Raw genomic sequence first — 21,119 nt, forward strand, 5'->3', positions numbered from 1 at the left:
ATGCGGGCGGGACTACACCGGCGGCGGGGGTGGCGCAACGGCAAGCGCGGTCGGGACAGGGCCGGGCGCGTGTCTCAGGCGATGATGTCGGGCAGGATCCGGTCTTCGATGCGGGCGATCTTGTCCTTCAGCTGCAGCTTTTGTTTCTTGAGCCTGCGCAGCCGCAGCATGTCCGCGCCGCCGCGCTCCTCAAGCGCGTGGATCGCTTCATCGAGGTCGCGGTGCTCGCTCTTGAGCACCTCGAGCTCCACCCGGAGCACCTCGATCTCTTCCATCTTCGCCGACTTGTTCATGCAGCTGCCCCAAGTATTTGGCTCATCATAGAAGCTGCGCCACGCGACGCCTAGCCCCGCCACTTGCAAGGCGGAATTCCGCCTCCCATATTGAGGGTCAGGCGGCTGCCGATTGCCGGGGCCGCTGACGGACGGTCGCTTGGCTTGAGGACATGTCGCATGACGAAGCTCACATTGGGGACACATCCCTTCCTTCTTGGGTTCGAACAGCTCGAACGGCTGGTCGAACGCACCGCGAAGGCGTCGGGAGACGGCTATCCGCCTTACAATATCGAGCAGACCTCGGACCGCTCCTATCGGATCACGCTTGCCGTGGCCGGGTTTGCCGAAGCCGACCTGTCGATCACCGTGGAAGACAGCCAGCTCGTGGTGCGCGGACGCCAGTCCGACGCAGGCTCCGAGCGGGTCTTCTTGCACCGCGGCATTGCCGCGCGCCAGTTCCAGCGCAGCTTCGTGCTCGCGGATGGCGTCGAGGTGGGTGGCGCGGTCATGGAGAACGGCCTTTTGCACATCGACCTGTCCCGTCAGCCCGCCGACAGCGTTGTGCAGACGATACGCATCAAGAGGAGTGGAAAATGAACACCCAATTCCGCCATCACAAACTTTCAGCCGATGACGAAAGCAAGCTCGTCTACGTCAAGCAGGTCTGCGTTGCCGACCTTCCCGAAGAAGTGCGTGAGCAGGCCGACGGCCTTGATACGCTGTTTGCCGTGCACGACAGCGACGGCCAGCAGCTCGCCCTCGTGGCCGACCGCAAGCTCGCCTTCACCTTGGCATTGCAGCATGACATGCAGCCGGTGACGCTTCACTGATCCGCCGCATCTTGCGGCACTCGTAAAAAAAGGCGCGCCCGAGGGCGCGCCTTTCTCTTTGGCATGAGAGCCACGATCAGCCGGCGATCAGGCCCATCTGCTCGAGCTTCAGGATCACCTGATGCGCGCAGTTGTCGACGTCAGTGCCTTCGGTCTCGACCCGCAGTTCGGGCGTCTCGGGCACGTCATAGGGGTCGGAGATGCCGGTGAACTCCTTGATCTTGCCTTCGCGCGCAAGCTTGTAGAGACCCTTGCGATCGCGCCTCTCGCATTCTTCGATCGAGGTGGCGACGTGCACTTCGACGAAGGCGCCGAAGTTCTCGACATCCTCACGCACGGCGCGGCGCGTCGTGGCATAGGGGGCGATCGGTGCGCAGATCGCGATGCCGCCGTTCTTGGTGATCTCGCTCGCCACATAGCCGATGCGGCGGATGTTGAGATCGCGGTGCTCTTTCGAGAAACCGAGCTCGGAGCTGAGGTTCTTGCGCACGATGTCACCATCGAGCAGCGTGACGGGGCGGCCGCCCATTTCCATCAGCTTGACCATCAGCGCATTGGCAATGGTCGACTTGCCCGAGCCCGAAAAGCCGGTGAAGAACACGGTGAAGCCCTGCTTGGCGCGCGGCGGCTTGGTGCGGCGCAGCTCCTTGACCACCTCGGGGAAGGAGAACCACTCGGGGATCTCGAGCCCTTCGGCGAGGCGGCGGCGCAGCTCGGTGCCGGAAATGTTCAGCACGGTGGAGTTCTCGGGCACCTCGTCGATCGGGTAGTACTGTGCCTTCTCCTGCACATAGACCATGTGCTTGAAGTCGACCATCTCGATGCCGACCTCTTCCTGGTGCTGGCGCACCAGCTCCTGCGCGTCGTAGGGGCCGTAGAAATCCTCGCCCTGGCTGTTGTTGCCCGGGCCGGCGTGATCACGACCGACGATGAAGTGGGTCAGGCCGTGGTTCTTGCGGATGATCGCGTGCCACAGCGCCTCGCGCGGGCCGGCCATGCGCATGGCGAGGTTCAGCAGCGACAGGTGGGTGGTCGAGGACGGGTACTTGTCGAGCACCGCCTCGTAGCAGCGCACGCGCGTGAAGTGGTCGACGTCGCCCGGCTTGGTCATGCCGACGACGGGGTGGATCAGCAGGTTGGCCTGGGCTTCCTTGGCGGCGCGGAAGGTCAGCTCCTGATGGGCGCGGTGCAGCGGGTTGCGCGTCTGGAACGCGACGATCTTGCGCCAGCCCATCTTGCGGAAATAGGCGCGCAGCTCGTTGGGCGTGTCGCGGCGGGCACGGAAGTCGTAATGCACCGGCTGCTGGATGCCGGTGATCGGGCCGCCGAGATAGACGGCACCGGCGTGGTTGTGCAGGTAGTTCACCGCCGGATGCGCGGAATCATCCGCACCAAAAACCTTCTCGGCCTCGCGCGCCTTGTTCGGCACCCATTTGTCGGTGACGGTCATGGTGGCGAGGATCACGCCTTCCTGATCGCGCAGGGCGATGTCCTGACCCGGCTCGACGGTTTCGGCGAACTTCTCGGTGACGTCGAGGGTGATCGGCATCGGCCACAGCGCGCCATCCTTGGTGCGCATGGTCTCGATGACGCTGTCGTAGTCCTCCTCGGTGAGAAAGCCCTTGAGTGGGTTGAAGCCGCCGTTCATCAAGAGTTCAAGATCGCAGATCTGGCGTGGGGTCAGGTCATGCGACACGAGGTTGCCGGCCTCGACCTTGAGCTTCTGAGCGGACTCGTAGGAAACATACAGTTCGGGGATCGGGGCGAGGTTCGAGGCCATCAAAACAATTCTCCAGGGTGGGCCGGGGGGACTTGTGCCGCTCCTAGACCCAGCGTTGGCCAATGTTCAAGTGGTTGGGGTCGCAAAACGGACCGTGTTCCGCCGATGGCGGACCTTCCGGAACAGACGGGCGTGCCAGATCCTTTGGCGCGAACAGCCCGCCTAGCAATCGAGCACGGGCAGCCTCCAAGGCTTTGGTGGCCCGGCCAGGCGCAGCCCCGTCGCCGTGAACAGCGTCGCATGACCATGCTCGGGCGACTTGCGCGAGGGGTAGAGAAAGCCGTCAAATCCCAGCGCGCGCAGCCGGTCCGAAGCCCGCCAGCTGCGCACCGGTCGACCTGCTGTCTGCGCCTTGGTCCATTGCGACACGAGATCCTCCGGATCGATGCCGAGCACCGCGCAGGCCGATGGGTCGCGCAAATCAGCCAGAGCCTGCCGGGACAGATGCAGCGGCCAGATCAGTCGCGCGGGATCGCCGGGGGTCACGTAGCTGGCAAGCGCCACGCCTGCGCCCTCCGGGCTGAGGGAGGCATATAGTGCAGGCTGCCCGTTATGGTGAAAGCGGCCCATGGGAGAGGCGACAAAAGCGAGCGGATCGGCCCCTTCGGTGCAGATGCGCCAGAGAGGGGCCGAGAAGGGGCGGAGGACATCCGCCCCCGTGGTCACTTGGCGTCTGCAGTCTCGGGCGCGCCGTAGCCCAGAGGCAGGGTCTCGTCCTTGGAATGGCCCGCGACCTCGGCGGCGCCGCCGTGCTCGGCGAGGAACTTCTCGGCGTCGAGCGCCGCCATGCAGCCCATGCCCGCGCTCGTCACCGCCTGACGGTATACGTGATCGGTCAGGTCACCTGCGGCAAATACGCCCGGGATAGAGGTGCGGGTGGAGCCGGCCTCGACCTTCACATAGCCGCCGTGCTGGGTTTCAAGCTGATCCTTGACCAGTTCCGAAGCGGGCGCGTGTCCGATGGCGATGAAGACGCCCTTGGCCGGGATCTCGGTGATCTCGCCGGTTTTCACATTCTTGGCACGCACGCCGGTGACACCCTTGGGGCTGTCCTCGCCTACGACCTCCTCAATCTGGTGGAACCAGAGCGTCTCGATCTTCGGATGCTCGAACAGGCGCTTTTGCAGCACCATCTCGGCGCGCAGCTCGTCGCGGCGGTGGATCAGCGTGACCTTGGAGGCAAAGTTGGTCAAAAACAGCGCCTCCTCGACGGCGGTGTTGCCGCCCCCGACCACGACGATCTCCTGCCCGCGATAGAAGAAGCCGTCGCAGGTGGCGCAGGCCGAGACGCCGAAACCCTTGAAGGCTTCCTCGGAGGGCAGGCCGAGCCACTTGGCGCGTGCGCCGGTCGCGAGGATCACCGCCTCGGCGACGTATTCAGTGCCGCTGTCGCCGCGGGCCACGAAGGGCCGCTTGGAGAGGTCCAGATCGGTGATGATGTCGGTGATGATCTCGGCGCCCATCTCGCGCGCGTGGCCCTCCATTCGGACCATCAGGTCGGGGCCCTGCACGGTGGCATCGCCGGGCCAGTTCTCGACCTCGGTGGTGGTGGTGAGCTGGCCGCCGGGCTCGAGGCCCTGCACGAGGATCGGGTTGAGCATCGCCCGGCTCGCATAGACGGCGGCGGTATAGCCCGCAGGGCCCGAGCCGATGATGAGAACCTTGGTATCGCGGCGCGTGGTCATGGGACATCCCCTTGCAAGCCTGAAGTCGGCTGCATATAGCCACTGTCCCTGCCGGTGCAAACCCCGCTCCGTTTGAGGGCTGGATCCACTGCGACCGCTGCGTCACGCCGAGGGTCACGATGTTGCGCGCAACCGCAATATTCTTGCGCTAGCTGCCGCTGTGGCATAGGGCAGACGCAACATTCATGGAGATGACGATGCCCGGGGCGAAACTCGATGAGATCGACAGGATGATCCTGGCCGAGCTGCAGGCTGATGGTCGGATGACCAACGTGGAGCTGGCGCGACGCGTCGGCATTTCGGCTCCGCCCTGCCTGCGCCGGGTGCGCACGCTTGAGGAGCAGGGCTACATCCGGGGCTATCATGCCGACGTCGACCCGCGCGAGCTTGGCTTCGATGTCTCGGTTTTCGTCATGGTGCGGCTGGTGAGTCAGTCCGAAGCAGAGCTGTCGGCCTTCGAGGCGCGCTGTGGCGGTTGGCCGCTCGTGCGCGAGTGTCACATGCTCAACGGAGAGGTGGATTTCATCCTCAAATGCGTGGCACCTGATCTGCGCAGCTTCCAATCGTTCCTGACCGGCGAATTGACCTCCGCGCCCAACGTCGCCTCGGTCAAGACCAGCCTCGTGATCCGCAACGCCAAGGCCGAGCCGGGGGTGCCCTTCGACGTGCTGGAGGCCCGCCTGGCCCGAAAGGCCTGAGGTCAGGGGCCCTTAGGCCACCATGTCAAGCTCGGTCATGCGCAGCCGGGGCAGGGCGGGCGGGCCGAAATCCTCGATCTGCTGCAGATGCGGGAAGCATGACAGGAACAGTTCGCGCTGCTCGGGCAGCAGCCGAGCCAGCCGGGATGGGTCGGGGTGATAGCTCGCCACCTCGACGCCGTTGGCCAACAGACGCTCGTGCCGCTCGAATCCAAGATGGAACACGGCGACCGCCGAGGGCGGGGTCAGCTCCACCACACCCATGCCGTCGATGAGATCGCGCGCGGGGATCGCGGCGGCGCGGTGGCCGGTGATCCGCTCGATCGCGTCGCCATGGCGCACCAGCTGCGCCATCGGCCCGAGCACGAGGTCGTGCATGGGGCGCGCGATGCCCAGCGCATCCGCCGAGATCCGCGTCAACCGCCCCATCTCGGCTGACTGCCCGGGCACGCCCGTCACAAGCGTCGTGGCTCCGCGCCACAGCAGCGTGCGAAAACCCCGGCCAACCGTCTTGACCCTGTCGCCGGGCAGCAGGTCTTCGACGGCGACGAGCCCGCGCTCCGTGGGGACCTGTGCGCCACGGGCAAAGGCGGCCACGGCCTCCTCGAAGATCGGCACGGCGGGAACGACGCGTGTGGTCTCCACGATGTCGCCGGGGCGATGCGGGCAGAGTGTGAGGATCTCGATCCGGCGCATCAGCCCGGTCGCACGGGGGGAGGCCGCTGGGGCGACAGGGGCGGTGACCGTCAAGGAAAGCGCCGCGCCGGCGCGGGCCGGAACGGTCTGAGAGGGCAAGGGAATGGCCATGCGATCACCTTTCGGTTGTCACATCGGCTGTCGGCCCCCACCGACAACACCCGAAGATGATAGGGTTCGACCCCAAACATGGGCCAGCCGGGCCATTGTGTCAAAGGATGCGATTGAAACGAACTGTTTCACCCAAAGGTGGCGTTGGGCCGCCGCCGCGCTCTCAGAGCCGGATGGCCGCGATCAGCCGTCCGTAATCGGCCTCGCGGGCATGAGTCGCGCGACGATAGCTGAAGAACCGCGACGGATCGGCATAGGTGCAGTGATGCGTCCATTCCGCCGAGGCGATACCCGCCGCGCGCAGCCGTCGCAGGCCAAAGCCCGGCAGGTCGAACAGCAGCCTGTCCCCTTCACCTTGGGCGAAATGCCGCGCTGCCTCGTCGTCCTCGGACAAGAAGGCGTCGAGCAGTTCCGGCCCGACCTCGTAATTGCGCTGGCTGATCGAGGGGCCGATCACTGCATGGATGCGCTCGCGCCTCGCACCGATGCCGATCATTGCCTCGATCGTCGCTTCGAGCACGCCGCCCAGCGCGCCCTTCCACCCGGCATGAGCGGCGCCAATGACGCCGGCCTCGGCGTCGGCAAAGAGCACCGGCTGGCAATCGGCGGTGAGGATGGTAAGCGCGAGGCCGGGCGTCGCGGTGACCAGCGCATCGGCACGGGCCGGTTCGCCCCCCGCCGCGGTCACGGTCACCACGTCGGCGGAATGCACCTGATGCAGGCCGATCAGGGCGTCGGGCATAACGCTCATCGCGCTTGCGACCTTGCCGCGGTTGATTCGCACCGCCTCGTATTGGTCCGAGCTGCCCGGCCCGCAGTTGAGCCCGGCGAAAACCCCCGAAGAAGCCCCACCCGCGCGACCGAAAAAGCCATGGCGGAGCGGCGCCAAGCTTTCGGTAGTGATGATGTCGAGCGGTGTGGCGGCGTTCACGTCTCGGTTCCGGGTGGCGGCGGGGCATTGCACGGATGAAGTGCGGCTACCCTGAACAGGTCGCCCATTTCTTCGGGGTGGGTCAAGCGGCGATGCGCGGCGACATGCGCATCGAGTGCCGCACCTTCGAGCCGCGAGGCCAGCGCGCGGGCCCGTTCGGTGATGCCGAGCCGCTCCAGAAACACGCCTTGCGGCACCGGCCCGGCGCAGGCGGCGGGGGCGCTCGCATGCGCCAACGCCTCGAAATCGACATGGGCCGTGAGATCGGCCTCGCCCGGTTCGGCCAGAGGGTCGACTTTCACGTGGCCGCGCACCGCCTGAAAGCTGTCGCCGGTGCGGCCCCGGCCGCCGTAGTCAATGATCAGCGCCGCGCCGCCCTTGGCGGCGATCCGCCCGCCGATCTCGCCCGCAAGGGCGGGCAGGGCGGGCGACACCTCGACCATGTCGCCGTCCTGCGTATCGTCGAGCCGGTGTTCGAGATCGGCCAATGGCATGGGCGAGGTCAGTCCGAACACGAGGGCATCGCCGTCGCGTCCCACCACCCGCTCGCGCCAGCCACCGCCGTCGCGAACGAACTGGCGGATGGGGAGCGCGTCGAAGAATTCGTTTGCCACGAGGAACAGCGGCAGGTCGTCCGGGAGCTGGTCGAGCCGGTCGTGCCAGATTGCATGGGGCAGCGCCTGCGCCTGCACGGCGCGCAGCGCGGGCGAGGCTTCGACGAGGTGCAGCCGTGCGGCGCCGTGAAACCCCGGCACGCGGGCCGTAGCGCGCAGCATGTCGGCCATCAGCGTGCCACGGCCGGGGCCGGGCTCCGCCAGCACGAAGGCCGAAGGTGCGCCCTGATCGACCCAAGCTTGCGCCAGCGACAGGCCGATGAGCTCACCGAACATCTGGCTGATCTCGGGGGCGGTGGTGAAATCACCGCCCGCCCCCAGCGGATCGCGCGTCGTGTAATAGCCGTGCGCGGGATGCAGCAGGCATTCGGTCATGTAGTCGGCAAGGCTCATCGGGCCGGTCGTCGAAATGCGCCGCAGCAGGATCTCGCGCAGCGCCGTCATGCGGGCACGGTCCTGCGACGGGCGACGGCGATCACCGCCAATCCCGCGAGGATCATCGGTAGCGACAGAAGCTGGCCCATGGTCAGCCCCCAGCCGTCGAGGTGCAGCGCGAGGCCCAGCGGGTTGCCCACCGAGACGAATTGCGCGTCGGGCTGGCGCACGAACTCGACCAGAAAGCGCCCGGTGCCATAGACGAGGAAGAAGGTGCCCGACAGCAGCCAGGGCCGCTTCAGCGCGCCCCAGCGGAACGCCATGAGCGCAAACAGCACCAGCAGGAACAGCCCCTCGATCCCCGCCTCGTAAAGCTGCGAGGGATGGCGTGCGCAGGCCCCCGCGACGCCTGCGCAGTCCTGCGCGGCAGCACCCGGAAAGATCACGCCCCAAGGCAGGTCGGTCGGGCGGCCCCAGAGCTCGGCGTTGATGAAGTTGGAGATACGGCCCAGCAGCAGCGCCGGCGGCGTGGCCAGCGCGATGGTGTCGGCGACGCCGCCCAGCGGCAGCTTGTGACGGCGCGCGAAGATCAGAATCGCGAGGATCACGCCGATGAAGCCGCCGTGGAAAGACATGCCGCCCTGCCACAGGAAGGGGATCTCCCACGGATGCGCCAGATAGTAGCCCGGCTGATAGATCAGCGCGTAGCCCAAACGGCCCCCGGCAATGATGCCAAGGATGATCCAGCTCAGCAGATTCTCGAGCTCGGGCGGGGTCATGGCGGGGTTGCCCCCCGCCCAGAGCCGGGGGCGTCTGAGTGCCGCGACGGCGAGCCGCCAGCCGAGCAGGATGCCGACGATATAAGCCAGCGCGTACCAGCGCAGCGCGAACTCGAACCCGCCGAGCGAGATCGAGAAGATCTCGGGCGAGATCTCGGGGAAGGGGATGCCATTCATGGCGCGATACCTGCGGCGGCGCGCCGGGGCTTGTCAATCCGGGGTCCCGCGCGGGAGGGGGTGTCGCTCGCCCGGACGTGAGCGGGCAGGACACGGGCAGGGACGCCGCCTTGTCGTGGCGCTCGCCTCCGCCCATATAGGGATCAGCCCGAAACAGCGGAGACCCGCCATGCAATCGAAAAACAAGATCTTCGACGATCTGTCGCAGCTGATGACCAACGCGATGGGCGTGGCGCAGGGTGCGAAGGACGAGGCCAACAACGCCATGAAGTCGATGCTCGACCGCTGGCTCGCCGACCGCGACCTCGTGACGCGCGAAGAGTTCGACGCGGTGCGGGCCATGGCCCAGAAGGCCCGCGAAGAGAACGAGGCGCTGAAGGCCCGGATCGTCGCGCTGGAGACCAAGACCTCGAACTGATCGGTACCGATCCGGCAATGTGAAAGGGGCGGCCCCATGGGCCGCCCCTTCGCGTCTCAGGCGTCGAAACCTTCGAGATAGGCGCTCAGGATGTCGCGCGCCGCCTCGAGGTCGGTGCGGTCGATCATCTCGGTCACGGTGTGAATGTAGCGAGTGCCGACCACCACGCCCACGGCGCGCGCGCCCGCAGCCGCCTGCTGCGCCGCGGCACCATCCTGGCCACCGGCAGCCAGCATGGTGCGCTGACACGGGATGCCGCGCTCTTTCGCAAGCTTTTCGATATCGGACACGAGGCCGCGATCGGAAATGAAGCTGGTGTCGCGCACATGCAGGCCAAAGCCATTGCCGAGCACGGTGGTGCGGTCCTTCTCCGGCACGCCGGGCGTGTCGCAGGCCAGGGTCGTGTCGACGCCGATGCCGATGTCGGGGCGCACCTTGTAGGCCGCGGTGCGCGCACCGCGCAGACCGACCTCTTCTTGTGTAGTGAACACAACGTGGATTTCGGCACCGCGCCCCTTGTCGCCGAGCTGGCGGATCGCTTCGATGCCGAGCCAGCAGGCGACGCGGTTGTCGAGCGCCTTGGAGACGAACCTTTCGCCCATCTCGAGGAAGGGCTCGTCCATCACCACCATGTCGCCGATCTTGACCTTTTCTGCGGTGGCCTTGCCCAGCCCGGTGTCGACGAAGAACTCGCCCACCGCAGGCACCTTCTTGCGCTCTTCGGGCGACGAGATGTGGATCGGCTTGCCGCCGGGGTTCATCACGCCCTTGAGGTCGCCCTCATCGGTGCAGATCAGCACCCGGCGCGAGAACAGGTTGCGCGGATCAAAGCCACCGACCGGCTGCAGCCAGAGAAAACCCTTGTCGTCGATGTGGCTCACCAGAAAGCCGATCTCGTCCATGTGGCACAGCAGCATGATTTTCGGAGCGCCCTCGACGGTCGCGTCGCGGCGGCAGATCAGGCTGCCCATCGGGTCGGTCTCGACGTGGTCGAACAGGCCGTCGATCTCGGCGGTGATGAGGTCACGCACCCGGTGTTCGTGGCCCGGCACACCGGGGGTTTCGCACAGTCGCTTCAGAAGGTCGGTGTTCATTGGATGTCTCCGCTTTTGCCGCGAAGGCTGGCCCGGCGGAGCGGCGGACGCAACGGCCCCGCGACGGAAACCGGGCCGGGCTTTGCCGCTACGGAACCGCATCACGGCGATTCGGTTATCCACAAGAAATGTCGGGGGTGATTCTCGAATCGGTCGAATCGGGGCAATTATCCCCAAGAAACGGCTTTACAGCGACTCGGCCAAGACTCACCATATACACCCGAGGCCAGTGCTACGGAAGAACCCCCGTCGTGCCTGTCCAAAGGCTGGTGCTCCGCACCCGTCACCGCAAGGAAAAGAGGCCATCCATGGCATTGTCAGAGCCCTATCTCGACGACGAGATCCACCCGATCGACCTCGTGGAGCAGGTTGCCGACCTGCACGAATGGGCGGTCGAGCGGGTGGCCGAGGACCAGATCGCCATGACGCTCACGGGCCAATGGCGCGACTATGCGGTGACGCTGGCTTGGCAGCCCGCCGACGAGACGCTGCGGCTGGCCTGCATGTTCGAAATGGAGCCGCCGGAGCCCCGGCTGCCGCAGATGCTCGACCTGATCAATCGCATCAACGACCGCTGCTGGGCGGGCGGGTTCACATGGTGGGGCGAGCAGGGAATGATGGCTTACCGCTATGGGCTGGTACTCTCGGGCGGCCAGATCGCAGGCTCCGAGCAGGTCGACACAATGATCCACACTGCCTTCAACGCCTGCGAGCGGTTCTACCCCGCGTTCCAGCTGGTCTCTTGGGCGCATCGCGATCCCGCAGCGGCGATGCAGATCGCCATCGCCGAAGCCTACGGACGGGCCTAGATCAGAACCACTGACCCGGCTCCATCAGCCCGAGGTCGAGAAGCTGGCGGGCCCGCCATTCGAAACGCTCGGATCCGGCCCAGTCAAAGCTGTCGATCACGTCGCGTGAGGCGGGGTTGCGGCGCAGCGCCTTGGCGGTGCGGAACGAACAGATCGCCGCTGTGGGCGAGCGATGCCACGCGCATTGCAGGGTGTTGTACTCGGGCGTGTCAAAGCGGTGATCCGTGCCCAAGGTCAGACCCGGCACCGTGCGAAACAGGGGCACTCGCAGGATCTGGCAACGGTCTTTTGGCACATGTTCCTCGAACCGCCAGCGCAGCCCGCCGAAGATCTCCACCTGCCGGTCGAGCGTGTGGTCCTGCGCATCGCGTCGCCCGTGTGAAAAATATCCCAACCGGTCAAGCCGCGCCTGTGCCCGCGACATCTCATTGGGATGGGTGGCGAGATCGGGGGCGTAGAGATCGACCGTGACGCTGGGCACCGTGTCGCGCCGCTCCTCGGTGAGAAAGGCGCAAAGCTCGGCCACGCTGCGATCCTCGCTGAAGGGAAAATAGAGATACTCGGCGTTGTAGCAGTAAAACAGCCACTGCCCCGGTGCCGCGCCGGCGATCACCGCGTTGACGATGTCGATCCCGGCGGCCTCGGTGCGGGTGTCGGCCTGAACCCAATCGAGCCGGGGGTCCGGCAGTGCAGGGCGAGGCAGATCCGAGGGGGCGAAGGCCACGACCCGCGCGAAGCCCAGCGCCAGATGATGGCGCAACGTGCTCTCGATCTCGACCGCATCCTCGATCAGCACCAGCGCAATCGGCCCCGTCAACGCATCGCGCCGTGTCTTGCGCAGCGCGGTCAGGAAGCGATCAAGGCTGTCGTAGGTCATCGCGCATCCTGCTGCCTCGGGCCTTTGGGTGGTCGAGACAGGGATTGCCCAGCGGGCCCCTCATTGCAAGAGGCAGGCCTTTGCCCTAGACCACGCCCCTGATCACGCAAAGGGATGGCGGTGATGACCCAGGCGCCCAAGAAGCTATTCATCAAGACCTATGGCTGTCAGATGAACGTCTACGACAGCGAGCGCATGGCCGAGGCGCTGGGCGCGTCGGGTTACGTCACCACCGAGACGGCGGACGACGCCGACATGGTGTTGCTCAACACCTGCCACATCCGCGAGAAGGCCGCCGAAAAGGTCTATTCCGATCTGGGCCGCCTACGTCCCCTGAAAGAGGCCAAGCCGGACCTCAAGATCGGCGTCGCAGGCTGCGTGGCGCAGGCCGAGGGCGAGGAAATCCTGAACCGGATGCCGCTCGTCGATCTCGTGGTCGGCCCGCAGAGCTACCACCGCCTGCCCGAGATGGAGCGCGCGGTGGGGCAGGGCAACCGCGCCGTCGACACGGATTTCCCCGAGGATGACAAGTTCGAGGCGCTGAAAGCGCGGCCCAAAGCCAAGCGCGGCCCGACGGCGTTTCTTACTGTGCAAGAGGGTTGCGACAAGTTCTGCGCCTTTTGCGTCGTTCCCTACACGCGCGGCGCGGAGGTCAGCCGTCCCGCCGAGCGGATCGTCACCGAGGCGCGTGGGCTGGTTGAGGCCGGGGTGCGCGAGATCACATTGCTGGGTCAGAACGTCAACGCGTGGCACGGAGATCTGGATGGGGCCGAAGGCGGCCTCGCGGCGCTGGTGGGTCAATTGGCCGCGATCGATGGGCTCGAGCGGATCCGCTACACCACCTCGCATCCAAATGACATGGACGAGGCGCTGATCGCCGCGCATGGCCACGAGGCCAAGCTGATGCCCTATCTGCACCTGCCGGTGCAGTCGGGCTCGGACCGCATCCTCAAGGCGATGAACCGCAAGCATACGGCAGAGCAGTATCTGCGGCTGATCGAGCGGATCCGCGCCGCACGACCCGACATCCTGCTGACCTCGGACTTCATCGTGGGCTTTCCCGGCGAGACGGACGAGGATTTCGAGGCGACGATGGATCTGGTGCGGGCGGTGGGTTACGGCTCGGCCTATTCGTTCAAGTATTCGCCGCGCCCCGGCACGCCTGCCGCCGAACGCAAGGTGCAAGTCGAGGCGTCGGTGATGGACGCGCGGTTGCAGCGGTTGCAGGGACTTCTGGGCGATCAGCAGCGCGCCGCGCAGGAGGCCATGGTGGGTCGCGAGACCACGGTATTGTTCGAAAAGCCTGGACGGCTTCCGGGGCAGATGGTCGGTAAATCCGAGCATCTTTTCGCGGTGCATGTGCAGGCCCCCGAAACTCTTCGGGGTAAGATCGCAAGGGTGCGGATCACCGCCTCCGGGCCGAACTCGCTCGCCGGTACTCTCATCGACTGATGCGGCCTTCGGCCTTGCGCTTTACGAGAACCCACTTGCTCGCGCCATCGTGGCGAAATTCGGGCGCCCGCGCCGCGAAGGCAGGGCCCGTTTCGACATTTGATGGCGGTCTGGGCGACAATGCTCTCGATCTTGGCGTCACTGTTGCGGTTGGCGCCGGCAAAATCTTGCCGAGGCCTTCCCAAAGCCATGTTCCGCATTAACACTACGGACAATCAAACTTGCGAACAGACAGCGCCCCGTCCGGCTGCCGGAGGCGGGCACACCGCCGATGGTATCAGGAAGGATCAAGAGTAGTGGCCTCATTCATCACAGCAAAGTTGCGCGCCGCGGCCGGGGGGATCGTGGCGGTCGGGCTGACGCTCGGGGCGCTCAGCGCGCCGGCGCTGGCGCAGGACCCCCGCGTCGTGCCCGCCGAGCGTTACGTGCCGGGCATCTGGATCGACCCCGACGGCTGCGAGCATTGGGCGATGGATGATGGGGCCGAGGGCTTCATGGGGCCGCGCCGGTTGCGGGACGGCCGACCGGTGTGCCATCGCTCCGAGATCTGCGGCATCGTGCCGACCGACACGCTCTTTGCGACCGACCGCTACGACATCTCGGCCGCGGGCCGCGAGCGGCTGCGCCAGTTCTTCGGTCAGGCCAACGCCTTCGGCTTCTTGATCTACGGGCACACCGACAGCCGCGCCAGCGACGAGTACAACATCACCCTGTCCAACAATCGTGCCCGTTCGGTGGCGCAGGTGGCGCAGGGGCTCGGGGCACGCGTCGTTGACGTCCGCGGCTTTGGCGAGCGTCAACCCAAGGCGTCCAACTCGACCGCCGCGGGCATGCAGACCAATCGCCGCGTCGAAATCTACTGCCTGCGCTGAGGAGCGAGATCATGACAGTCCTGAAGAGCTTCGCGATCCTTGGCCTGCTCGGCTCGGCCGCTGCCTGCGCCCCGATCGGCCCCGACAAATCGGTCGACCGCGGCATCAACGCGCATGACCTCTCGACCATGGTCGCGGGCATCTGGGTCGATCCCGACGGCTGCGATCACTGGATCATCGATGACGGTGTGGAAGGCTACATGTCCGAGCGTCTGACGCCGGACGGCCTGCCGGTCTGCTCGGGCGTTGCCCAGCCGAACGTGGTGGTCGGGCCGTTCAAGTCTGGCTCGCCGATCCCCGACCTGCTCTGAGCTTGCGAGACAGGCGATCTGAAAGGGCCGTGCCGAAAGGCGCGGCCCTTTTGTGTGCGCAGGTGGGCAACCGACACCCGTCTTGCGCGTTTTCGCCTGCGTCATGGCGGCATCCGCTTGCACGCGCGCCTGCGAATTGCGACCATCGCCTTGTCACATAGGCGCCATCCGGCATGAGGAGTCCCGCTTGTCCATCGCCACCCCGACCGAGACTGTCCTCGAGTTTCCCAACAATTTCCTGTTGATAGATCTATGCGGCGAACATGATCGCCATCTTGCGGCCATCGAGGAGCGCCTCGGCGTACAGATTCTGCGACGCGGCAACCGCCTTTCAGTGATCGGCGAGGATGAGGCCGGGGCGGATGCGGGCCGGGTGCTGCAAGCACTTTATGCGCGGCTGGAGGCCGGTCGCGCGGTCGAGCCGGGCGACGTGGACCGCGAGTTGCGGATGGGTGTCGCCGAAACGGCACTTTCCACCGATGCCGACCAGACCGATCTGTTCAAGGCCGACCCCGCCGGTGAGCGCATCGAAATCAAGACCCGCCGCAAGCTGGTCGAGCCGCGCACCGAGGCGCAAAAGGCTTATGTGCGCTCGCTTTTTGACAAGGAGCTTTGCTTTGGCATCGGCCCCGCCGGCACCGGCAAGACCTATCTCGCGGTTGCGGTGGGCGTGTCGATGTTCCTGCAAGGCCATGTCGACAAGATCATCCTGTCGCGCCCCGCGGTCGAGGCGGGCGAAAAGCTTGGCTACCTGCCTGGCGACATGAAGGAGAAGGTCGATCCCTACATGCAGCCGCTCTACGACGCGCTGAACGATTTTCTGCCCGGCAAGCAGGCCTCCAAGATGATGGAGGAGAAGGTGATCGAGATCGCGCCGCTCGCCTTCATGCGGGGCCGCACGCTTTCTCGGGCCTTCGTGGTGCTCGACGAGGCGCAGAACGCCACAACGATGCAGATGAAGATGTTCCTCACCCGTCTGGGCGAAGGCAGCCGCATGGTGATCACCGGCGACCGCAGCCAGGTCGACCTGCCGCGCGGTGTCACCTCGGGGCTTCACGATGCCGAGCGGCTGCTCACGGGTATTCCCAAGATCAGCTTCAACTACTTCACCTCGAAGGATGTGGTGCGTCACCCGCTGGTCGCCGCGATCATCGACGCCTACGAAGCCGATGGCGCAGCGTAGGGCGGCGCGACCGCCGCTGGTCGATTGCCTGATCGAAGATCACCGCTGGGAAGAAGTGGGGCTGGAGGCCTTGGCCGAAATCGCCTGCGCGGCGGCGCTCACGGGGCTGGGGCAGGACCCGGCGCGGTTCGAGATCAGCCTGCTGGGCTGTTCGGACCTGCGGATCGCCGAGCTCAACGCCGATTTTCGGGGCAAACCCAAGCCCACCAACGTGCTGAGTTGGCCCTCCGAGGATCGTCGTCCCGACCGGCCCGGCACCCGGCCCGCGCCGCCACAGCGCGACCCGATGGGCCCGACCGAGCTTGGCGATATCGCCATCGCATGGGAGACCTGCCTGCGCGAAGCCGAAGCCGGCGGGCGGACAACCGCCGATCACGTCACGCATCTTTTGGTGCATGGCACCCTTCATCTCATGGGCTACGACCATGAAACCGACGCGGATGCGGCGCTGATGGAAGGTCTCGAGACAGAGGTACTTGGCAAGATGGGGGTATCGGACCCATATGCCGCAACAGCCGAGGCAGCACCGGAAGGAGACGATGGGCGACGCGTTTGACACGGCCGACACGGGCAACACCCGTGACGGCGACGGAGATGGTCCCGAGGGGCCAAGTAGCGTCACCGCCGAGAATGGCGGGGGGCGCGGTTTCTTCAGCCGCATCATCGGGGTGCTGACACCCGCCGAGTCCGAGCTTCCGCCGGTCGAGGCGCCGCGCGGTTTCGCGCCGGTGCTTCCGGTGCCGGGAATGCTCAACCTGCGCCGGATGCGGGTTGAGGATGTGATGGTGCCCAAGGCCGACATCATCTCGGTGCCCGTTACCATTCCGATGGAAGAACTGGTCGAGGTATTCCGCGACAGCGGCCTTACCCGGATCCCGGTCTTCGACGGCACGCTCGACACGCCGATCGGATTGGTGAACCTCAAGGACTTCGCGCTGAAGTTCTGCTTCGTGCCCGAGCGGCCCGACTTCTCGCTGCGCGACATGTTGCGCTCGCTTCTCTTCGTGCCCCCGTCGATGCCGCTGGGTGTGCTGTTGCAGAAGATGCAGACCGAGCGGATTCATATGGCGCTCGTCATCGACGAATACGGGGGCACCGACGGGCTCGTCACCATCGAGGACCTGATCGAAACCGTGGTGGGCGAGATCGAGGACGAGCACGACGTCGACGAGGCACAAAGCTTTCTGCGCGAGAAGCCCGGCGTCTGGCTGGCCCTCGCGCGCACCCCGCTCGAAACCTTCGAGCGCGCGATCGGGCAGGACCTGACCGCGCATGAGGAGATCGACGAGGAGGAAATCGACAGCCTCGGCGGTCTTGTCTCGATGCTGGCGGGGCATGTGCCAGCGCGTGGCGAGGTGATCGAGCACCCGGCGGGGATCGAGTTCGAGGTGATCGACGCCGATCCGCGCCGCATCAAGCGGTTGCGTATCCGCATGCCCGAGAGCCGGGACAGCTGAGACCATGAACGCGAGCGCGCTGCGGGCCATGGCTCGCCCCGCCGCGTGGCGACTCGCCGCGCGGCCTTGGCCACGTGCGGCTCTGGCGGGGCTTTCGGGCGTCGTCGCGGCACTGGGGCTGGCCCCTTGGGGCATCTGGGGGCTGACGCTCTTGTCGGTGCTGCTGGTACTGGTGCTGCGCCGCCATGCCACGACGCGTCGCGGGGCCTTCCTGACCGGCTGGGGTTTTGGCGCAGGCTGGTTCGGGCTGGGCCTGTCGTGGATCGTCGAGCCGTTCTTCGTCGATGCTGCGCGCGACGGATGGATGGCCCCCTTTGCGGTGGTGCTGCTGTGCGGGGGGCTGGCGTTGTTCTGGGGCGCGGTCTTCGCGGTGGCGCACCGCCGAAGCACCGCTCTTTTCGTGGCGCTGTGGGTCGCGGTCGAGATGCTGCGCGGCGTGGTGTTCACCGGCTTTCCCTGGGCAATGCCGGGGCATGTCTTCATCGACACGCCCGTGGCGCAGCTCGCGGCCTTGGGCGGTGCGCCGCTCCTGACGCTGATCGCGCTCGGGCTGCCCGCGGCCGCGTTGGCGATCGGGGTGCGGGCCACGCTGGCTGTTCCGGTACTGGCCAGCATCGGGGCATGGATCGCGCTCGACCCCGGCCCCGCGCCAATGCCTTCACCGGAGGCCCCGGTGGTTCGACTGGTCCAGCCCAATGCCATACAGTCGTTGAAGTGGGACCCCGACTGGCTCCCGGTGTTTCACGAGCGGCTCATGGAACTGACGCGGCAGGGCGATGTCCCCGATCTGGTGGTCTGGCCCGAAACGGCGCTGCCGTGGCTGCTCGACCAGTCAGACGACGCCCTGACCCAGGGTGTTGAGGCGGCGCGCGGGGCCGTGCTGGCGCTCGGCATCCAGAGACGCGAGGCGGCGCGCTATTACAACTCGGCTATCGTTGTAGACGCGTCGGGCAAAATCGCCTCGCTCTATGACAAGACGCATCTCGTGCCCTTCGGCGAATACATTCCCTTCGGCGAAGTGGCTGCGCGCTTTGGCATCCACGGTCTGGCGGCAAGCGAGGGCGGTGGTTACACGCCGGGGCCGGGTCTGCATCCGGTATCGGTGCCCGGCATAGGGCTGGCGCTGCCGCTGATCTGCTACGAAGGGATTTTCGCGGGTGAAATCAACGCCGCTGCCGCGACGGGGGCGCTGCGGCCTCGGTTGATGCTGCTGATGACCAACGACGCGTGGTTCGGCACCGTATCAGGCCCTTACCAGCACTTTGCGCAGGCGCGTCTGCGCGCGATCGAGCAGCGCATGCCAATGGCACGGGTGGCCAACACCGGGGTGTCGGGGATGATCGACGCCATGGGCCGGGTCACGGCGCGGATCGGGCTTGGCGAGACGGGGGCGGTGGACGCGGCGCTGCCGCCACGCGGTATGGTGCCGGGCTATGCGCGCTGGGGCGATTGGCCGATGCTTGCGGTCCTGCTGCTTTTGGCCGCGCTCGGCTGGCGGCACAAACGGCTTGACCGGGGCCGAGGCGGGGCGTAGCGGGGTCGGATTCTCGACACAACGGCTTCCTGGCGTGTCGGGTGAATTTCAATGGAGCGCCTCCCCATGTCCCGCCAGAACTACATCTTTACCTCCGAATCGGTGTCCGAAGGGCATCCCGACAAGGTCTGCGATCGCATCTCCGACGCCGTGCTCGATGCGCTGCTGACCGAAGAGCCGGAGGCCCGCGTCGCCTGCGAGACCTTTGCCACGACCAACCGCGTCGTGGTCGGCGGCGAGATCGGTCTTCGGAATCAGGGGCGCCTGTCCGAAATCCTCGGCGGGGTCGAGGGGATCGTGCGCGAATGCATCCGCGACATCGGCTACGAGCAGGAGGCCTTCCATCACCGCGACGTCGAGGTGACGAACCTGCTGCACCCGCAGTCGGCGCACATCGCCCAAGGTGTCGATGCCGCCGAAGGCAAGGAAGAGGGCGCCGGCGATCAGGGCATCATGTTCGGCTATGCCTGTCGCGAGACGCCCGAGCTGATGCCCGCGCCGATCCATTACGCGCACCGGGTGCTCAAGCGCCTCGCCGACGCGCGCAAGTCGGGCGCCGAGCCAACACTGCGCCCCGACGCCAAGAGCCAGATCTCCCTGCGCTACGAGAACGGCATGCCTGTCGCGGCGACCTCGATCGTGCTGTCGACGCAGCATTCGGATGAGGGTCAGACCAGCGCCGACATTCGTGCCATCGTCGAGCCCTATATCCACGAGGTTCTTCCCGAAGGCTGGATCACGCCCGACACCGAATGGTGGGTGAACCCCACCGGCAAATTCGTGATCGGCGGCCCGGACGGCGATGCAGGCCTCACGGGTCGCAAGATCATCGTCGATACCTATGGCGGCGCCGCTCCGCATGGCGGCGGTGCGTTCTCGGGCAAGGATCCGACGAAGGTCGACCGCTCCGCCGCCTATGCGGCGCGCTACCTCGCCAAGAACGTGGTCGCCGCCGGTCTGGCCGAGCGCTGCACGATCCAGCTTTCCTATGCCATCGGCGTGGCGCGGCCGCTGTCGATCTATGCCGACACGCATGGCACGGGCGAGGTCTCCAACTCGGATATCGAACGCGCCGTAGCGCAGGCGATGGACCTCACGCCGCGCGGCATTCGCACGCAGCTCGGCCTGAACCGCCCGATCTACCAGCGCACGGCGGCCTATGGCCACTTTGGTCGCGCGCCCGAAGCCGACGGCGGTTTTTCGTGGGAGCGCACGGATCTGGCCGAGGCTCTGAAGCGCGGTCTCTGAGCGGCGCGACCCGAGGTGGCAGGGGGCGCACCCCTGCCACTTTACTCTTCAAATACTCGCTTCGAGCGGCCCGAACCCCCGCGCGCCATCAAGCCCTGTTGCGCCAAGGCGCGCCCCGCGCTAACCCGCGCGCCATGACAAAAGGCTCGCACTCCTCCGGCGCCCCGTGGCGCAACTTCTATGGCCGGATACACGGCAAGACCCTGCGCCCGACGCAGAAGGACCATCTCGCGCATGATCTCGACGCGCTCTCGCCCGGTCCCGTCGGCTGGGACGTGAACCCCGAGAGGGCGCATCTCGACCTCGTGGCCCGCTTCGGCGAGCGTCCGGTCTGGGTCGAGATCGGCTTTGGTGGCGGCGAGCATCTCGTGCACATGGCCAAGACCTATCCGGATGTGGCGATCATCGGCGCCGAGCCCTTCATCAACGGCGTGGCGATGCTGCTGGGCAAGATACGCGACGCGGGCGTGGACAACATCGCCGTGCATCCCGGCGATGCGCGCGACCTGTTCGACGTGCTGCCCGAAGGATCCGTCGACAAGGCGTTCCTCAACTACCCCGACCCATGGCCCAAGTCGCGGCATCACCGTCGGCGGTTCGTGACGCAGGAGCATCTGGTGCCGCTCTTGCATGTGCTCAAGCCCGGTGCCGAGTTCCGTGTGGCTACGGATATTCCCGACTACGTGCGCCAGACGCTCGAAGAGGTGCCGGTCGCGGGGTTCGAGCGCATCGATCATCCTGACGATCAGGCCTGGGACGACTGGCCCTCGACGCGCTATGAGCAGAAGGCCCTGCGCGAGGGGCGGCCCCCCCATTACCTGACCTTCCGCAAGCCCTGAGGGCGGGAGCCTCTGGCGGGAGTATTTCGGGAGTAAAGTGGCTCGGGGCGTGGACCATGCCCCGGCGTCGGTCT

General features: G+C 66.4%; 24 protein-coding genes and 1 riboswitch. Of the genes, 14 read left to right on the forward strand and 10 right to left on the reverse strand.

The annotated features are described in order from the left end of the window. Window positions 1-74: 74 nt before the first annotated feature. Window positions 75-293, reverse strand: coding sequence for a DUF465 domain-containing protein (locus tag AADJ02_RS02130; protein WP_341211338.1), 219 nt, complete (start codon window positions 291-293; stop codon window positions 75-77). Window positions 294-452: 159 nt separating this feature from the next. On the opposite strand from AADJ02_RS02130, the gene AADJ02_RS02135 reads away from it, so the two are divergent. Together AADJ02_RS02135 and AADJ02_RS02140 are read left to right on the forward strand one after the other, a co-directional pair. Beyond that, the gene (locus tag AADJ02_RS02135) at window positions 453-872 is read left to right on the forward strand and encodes an Hsp20 family protein (protein WP_021692616.1); all 420 of its coding nucleotides are present in this window, start codon (window positions 453-455) and stop codon (window positions 870-872) included. Then, entirely contained in the window at window positions 869-1,105 is a 237-nt protein-coding gene (locus AADJ02_RS02140; RefSeq protein ID WP_341211339.1) for a DUF1150 family protein, read from the forward strand. The genes AADJ02_RS02135 and AADJ02_RS02140 overlap by 4 nt, the downstream gene beginning before the upstream one ends. 76 nt (window positions 1,106-1,181) lie before the next feature. Here AADJ02_RS02140 and AADJ02_RS02145 read toward each other — a convergent pair whose 3' ends face one another. The 3 genes from AADJ02_RS02145 to trxB form a co-directional block, all read right to left on the reverse strand. Beyond that, on the reverse strand, window positions 1,182-2,885 hold the full coding sequence (locus AADJ02_RS02145; protein ID WP_341211340.1) for a bifunctional sulfate adenylyltransferase/adenylylsulfate kinase: 1,704 nt from the start codon (window positions 2,883-2,885) through the stop codon (window positions 1,182-1,184). Window positions 2,886-3,047: 162 nt separating this feature from the next. After that, window positions 3,048-3,551: an RES family NAD+ phosphorylase gene (locus AADJ02_RS02150; RefSeq protein WP_341211341.1), complete on the reverse strand. Its 504-nt coding sequence runs from the start codon at window positions 3,549-3,551 to the stop codon at window positions 3,048-3,050. After that, window positions 3,548-4,570, reverse strand: coding sequence for a thioredoxin-disulfide reductase (gene trxB, locus AADJ02_RS02155; RefSeq protein WP_341211342.1), 1,023 nt, complete (start codon window positions 4,568-4,570; stop codon window positions 3,548-3,550). Before trxB ends, AADJ02_RS02150 begins: the two co-directional genes overlap by 4 nt. 197 nt (window positions 4,571-4,767) lie before the next feature. Between trxB and AADJ02_RS02160 the strand changes: the two genes are divergently transcribed. Further along, window positions 4,768-5,268 carry an Lrp/AsnC family transcriptional regulator gene (locus tag AADJ02_RS02160; RefSeq protein WP_341211343.1) on the forward strand — a complete coding sequence of 167 codons (501 nt, stop codon included), beginning with the start codon at window positions 4,768-4,770 and terminating at the stop codon, window positions 5,266-5,268. 12 nt (window positions 5,269-5,280) lie between these two features. Here AADJ02_RS02160 and AADJ02_RS02165 read toward each other — a convergent pair whose 3' ends face one another. The 4 genes from AADJ02_RS02165 to lgt all read right to left on the reverse strand — a co-directional run bounded on the left by AADJ02_RS02165 (window position 5,281) and on the right by lgt (window position 8,951). Beyond that, window positions 5,281-6,075 carry a Hint domain-containing protein gene (locus tag AADJ02_RS02165; protein ID WP_341211344.1) on the reverse strand — a complete coding sequence of 265 codons (795 nt, stop codon included), beginning with the start codon at window positions 6,073-6,075 and terminating at the stop codon, window positions 5,281-5,283. A 163-nt stretch (window positions 6,076-6,238) separates the two neighbouring features. After that, window positions 6,239-7,006 carry a peptidoglycan editing factor PgeF gene (gene pgeF, locus AADJ02_RS02170; RefSeq protein ID WP_341211345.1) on the reverse strand — a complete coding sequence of 256 codons (768 nt, stop codon included), beginning with the start codon at window positions 7,004-7,006 and terminating at the stop codon, window positions 6,239-6,241. Next, entirely contained in the window at window positions 7,003-8,064 is a 1,062-nt protein-coding gene (locus AADJ02_RS02175; protein WP_341211346.1) for an SAM-dependent methyltransferase, read from the reverse strand. The genes pgeF and AADJ02_RS02175 overlap by 4 nt, the downstream gene beginning before the upstream one ends. Continuing rightward, entirely contained in the window at window positions 8,061-8,951 is an 891-nt protein-coding gene (lgt, locus tag AADJ02_RS02180) for a prolipoprotein diacylglyceryl transferase (protein WP_341211347.1), read from the reverse strand. Before lgt ends, AADJ02_RS02175 begins: the two co-directional genes overlap by 4 nt. A 169-nt stretch (window positions 8,952-9,120) precedes the next feature. On the opposite strand from lgt, the gene AADJ02_RS02185 reads away from it, so the two are divergent. Further along, window positions 9,121-9,369: an accessory factor UbiK family protein gene (locus tag AADJ02_RS02185; RefSeq protein WP_021692605.1), complete on the forward strand. Its 249-nt coding sequence runs from the start codon at window positions 9,121-9,123 to the stop codon at window positions 9,367-9,369. Window positions 9,370-9,425: 56 nt separating this feature from the next. On the opposite strand, the gene AADJ02_RS02190 is transcribed toward AADJ02_RS02185, so the two are convergent. Continuing rightward, window positions 9,426-10,463 carry a M20/M25/M40 family metallo-hydrolase gene (locus tag AADJ02_RS02190; RefSeq protein ID WP_341211348.1) on the reverse strand — a complete coding sequence of 346 codons (1,038 nt, stop codon included), beginning with the start codon at window positions 10,461-10,463 and terminating at the stop codon, window positions 9,426-9,428. A 308-nt stretch (window positions 10,464-10,771) separates the two neighbouring features. Between AADJ02_RS02190 and AADJ02_RS02195 the strand changes: the two genes are divergently transcribed. After that, on the forward strand, window positions 10,772-11,272 hold the full coding sequence (locus AADJ02_RS02195; RefSeq protein WP_341211349.1) for a YbjN domain-containing protein: 501 nt from the start codon (window positions 10,772-10,774) through the stop codon (window positions 11,270-11,272). 1 nt (window position 11,273) lies between these two features. Here AADJ02_RS02195 and AADJ02_RS02200 read toward each other — a convergent pair whose 3' ends face one another. After that, entirely contained in the window at window positions 11,274-12,149 is an 876-nt protein-coding gene (locus AADJ02_RS02200; protein ID WP_341211350.1) for a glycosyltransferase family 2 protein, read from the reverse strand. Between the two features lie 123 nt (window positions 12,150-12,272). Here AADJ02_RS02200 and miaB point away from each other — a divergent pair, with 123 nt between their 5' ends. The 9 genes from miaB (at window position 12,273) to AADJ02_RS02245 (ending at window position 21,045) form a co-directional block, all read left to right on the forward strand. Next, window positions 12,273-13,601, forward strand: a complete 1,329-nt coding sequence (gene miaB, locus AADJ02_RS02205; protein ID WP_341211351.1) for a tRNA (N6-isopentenyl adenosine(37)-C2)-methylthiotransferase MiaB — start codon at window positions 12,273-12,275, stop codon at window positions 13,599-13,601. Window positions 13,602-13,897: 296 nt separating this feature from the next. Beyond that, complete coding sequence (locus AADJ02_RS02210; RefSeq protein ID WP_341211352.1) at window positions 13,898-14,473, forward strand: OmpA family protein; 576 nt, start codon at window positions 13,898-13,900, stop codon at window positions 14,471-14,473. An 11-nt stretch (window positions 14,474-14,484) separates the two neighbouring features. Next, window positions 14,485-14,784, forward strand: coding sequence for a hypothetical protein (locus AADJ02_RS02215; RefSeq protein WP_341211353.1), 300 nt, complete (start codon window positions 14,485-14,487; stop codon window positions 14,782-14,784). Between the two features lie 193 nt (window positions 14,785-14,977). Then, on the forward strand, window positions 14,978-15,967 hold the full coding sequence (locus AADJ02_RS02220) for a PhoH family protein (RefSeq protein ID WP_341211408.1): 990 nt from the start codon (window positions 14,978-14,980) through the stop codon (window positions 15,965-15,967). After that, window positions 15,954-16,523, forward strand: a complete 570-nt coding sequence (gene ybeY / locus AADJ02_RS02225; protein WP_341211354.1) for an rRNA maturation RNase YbeY — start codon at window positions 15,954-15,956, stop codon at window positions 16,521-16,523. The genes AADJ02_RS02220 and ybeY overlap by 14 nt, the downstream gene beginning before the upstream one ends. Then, window positions 16,507-17,424, forward strand: coding sequence for a hemolysin family protein (locus AADJ02_RS02230; protein WP_341211355.1), 918 nt, complete (start codon window positions 16,507-16,509; stop codon window positions 17,422-17,424). The genes ybeY and AADJ02_RS02230 overlap by 17 nt, the downstream gene beginning before the upstream one ends. Window positions 17,425-17,428: 4 nt before the next feature. After that, entirely contained in the window at window positions 17,429-18,958 is a 1,530-nt protein-coding gene (gene lnt, locus AADJ02_RS02235; RefSeq protein ID WP_341211356.1) for an apolipoprotein N-acyltransferase, read from the forward strand. 10 nt (window positions 18,959-18,968) lie between these two features. Next, a riboswitch (SAM-SAH riboswitch) is annotated at window positions 18,969-19,017 on the forward strand. 7 nt (window positions 19,018-19,024) lie between these two features. Continuing rightward, window positions 19,025-20,206 carry a methionine adenosyltransferase gene (metK, locus tag AADJ02_RS02240; protein ID WP_341211357.1) on the forward strand — a complete coding sequence of 394 codons (1,182 nt, stop codon included), beginning with the start codon at window positions 19,025-19,027 and terminating at the stop codon, window positions 20,204-20,206. Window positions 20,207-20,340: 134 nt separating this feature from the next. Further along, a complete protein-coding gene (locus AADJ02_RS02245) occupies window positions 20,341-21,045 on the forward strand; it encodes a tRNA (guanine(46)-N(7))-methyltransferase TrmB (protein WP_341211358.1) in 705 nt (234 codons plus the stop codon). Window positions 21,046-21,119: the final 74 nt, after the last annotated feature.

The sequence above is a fragment of the uncultured Limimaricola sp. genome (assembly GCF_964022235.1).
Taxonomy (GTDB): domain Bacteria; phylum Pseudomonadota; class Alphaproteobacteria; order Rhodobacterales; family Rhodobacteraceae; genus Limimaricola.

Excerpts from the sequence above, each read along its gene's own strand:
- miaB (WP_341211351.1), top strand. The coding sequence starts at position 12,273 with ATGACCCAGGCGCCCAAGAAGCTATTCATCAAGACCTATGGCTGTCAG.
- lgt (WP_341211347.1), bottom strand. The coding sequence starts at position 8,951 with ATGAATGGCATCCCCTTCCCCGAGATCTCGCCCGAGATCTTCTCGATC.
- metK (WP_341211357.1), top strand. The coding sequence starts at position 19,025 with ATGTCCCGCCAGAACTACATCTTTACCTCCGAATCGGTGTCCGAAGGG.
- AADJ02_RS02175 (WP_341211346.1), bottom strand. The coding sequence starts at position 8,064 with ATGACGGCGCTGCGCGAGATCCTGCTGCGGCGCATTTCGACGACCGGC.
- AADJ02_RS02190 (WP_341211348.1), bottom strand. The coding sequence starts at position 10,463 with ATGAACACCGACCTTCTGAAGCGACTGTGCGAAACCCCCGGTGTGCCG.
- AADJ02_RS02185 (WP_021692605.1), top strand. The coding sequence starts at position 9,121 with ATGCAATCGAAAAACAAGATCTTCGACGATCTGTCGCAGCTGATGACC.
- lnt (WP_341211356.1), top strand. The coding sequence starts at position 17,429 with ATGAACGCGAGCGCGCTGCGGGCCATGGCTCGCCCCGCCGCGTGGCGA.
- AADJ02_RS02135 (WP_021692616.1), top strand. The coding sequence starts at position 453 with ATGACGAAGCTCACATTGGGGACACATCCCTTCCTTCTTGGGTTCGAA.
- AADJ02_RS02195 (WP_341211349.1), top strand. The coding sequence starts at position 10,772 with ATGGCATTGTCAGAGCCCTATCTCGACGACGAGATCCACCCGATCGAC.
- trxB (WP_341211342.1), bottom strand. The coding sequence starts at position 4,570 with ATGACCACGCGCCGCGATACCAAGGTTCTCATCATCGGCTCGGGCCCT.
- AADJ02_RS02215 (WP_341211353.1), top strand. The coding sequence starts at position 14,485 with ATGACAGTCCTGAAGAGCTTCGCGATCCTTGGCCTGCTCGGCTCGGCC.
- AADJ02_RS02160 (WP_341211343.1), top strand. The coding sequence starts at position 4,768 with ATGCCCGGGGCGAAACTCGATGAGATCGACAGGATGATCCTGGCCGAG.
- AADJ02_RS02245 (WP_341211358.1), top strand. The coding sequence starts at position 20,341 with ATGACAAAAGGCTCGCACTCCTCCGGCGCCCCGTGGCGCAACTTCTAT.
- AADJ02_RS02200 (WP_341211350.1), bottom strand. The coding sequence starts at position 12,149 with ATGACCTACGACAGCCTTGATCGCTTCCTGACCGCGCTGCGCAAGACA.
- AADJ02_RS02130 (WP_341211338.1), bottom strand. The coding sequence starts at position 293 with ATGAACAAGTCGGCGAAGATGGAAGAGATCGAGGTGCTCCGGGTGGAG.
- ybeY (WP_341211354.1), top strand. The coding sequence starts at position 15,954 with ATGGCGCAGCGTAGGGCGGCGCGACCGCCGCTGGTCGATTGCCTGATC.
- AADJ02_RS02165 (WP_341211344.1), bottom strand. The coding sequence starts at position 6,075 with ATGGCCATTCCCTTGCCCTCTCAGACCGTTCCGGCCCGCGCCGGCGCG.
- AADJ02_RS02140 (WP_341211339.1), top strand. The coding sequence starts at position 869 with ATGAACACCCAATTCCGCCATCACAAACTTTCAGCCGATGACGAAAGC.
- AADJ02_RS02230 (WP_341211355.1), top strand. The coding sequence starts at position 16,507 with ATGGGCGACGCGTTTGACACGGCCGACACGGGCAACACCCGTGACGGC.
- AADJ02_RS02145 (WP_341211340.1), bottom strand. The coding sequence starts at position 2,885 with ATGGCCTCGAACCTCGCCCCGATCCCCGAACTGTATGTTTCCTACGAG.